Here is a 491-nt window from a genome sequence, read left to right on the forward strand (position 1 = left end):
GTCACCGTCACCGGCAGCAACGACGCACCCGTACTCAGTTTCGCCAACGGCAACGATGCCGGCGCGGTGCAGGAAGACACCACGCTCAGCGTCAGCGGCCAGTTCAGTTCAAGCGACATCGATCACGCGGCCACCGCGACCTGGAGCATTGCCGGGTCAAACACCGGCAGCTACGGCTCGATCGCCGTCGACAGCAGCGGCCAATGGACTTACACCCTGGCCAACGGCACCGATGGCGTTGCCAGTGCCGTGCAGTCGTTGCAGGCCGGCGAGAGTCACAACGAAGTGTTCACCATCCAGGTCAGCGACGGCCTCGGTGGCGTCGACACCCAACAGGTGACCGTCACCGTCACCGGCAGCAACGACGCACCCGTACTCAGTTTCGCCAACGGCAACGATGCCGGCGCGGTGCAGGAAGACACCACGCTCAGCGTCAGCGGCCAGTTCAGTTCAAGCGACATCGATCACGCGGCCACCGCGACCTGGAGCAT

At 64.6% G+C, this 491-nt stretch carries 1 protein-coding gene; it reads left to right on the plus strand.

The features are described from left to right. The coding region (locus AC1DIS_RS30140) for a VCBS domain-containing protein (RefSeq protein WP_477781322.1) at window positions 1-491 on the plus strand (491 nt) is incomplete at both ends.

The organism is Pseudomonas sp. 05N433, from assembly GCF_056396925.1.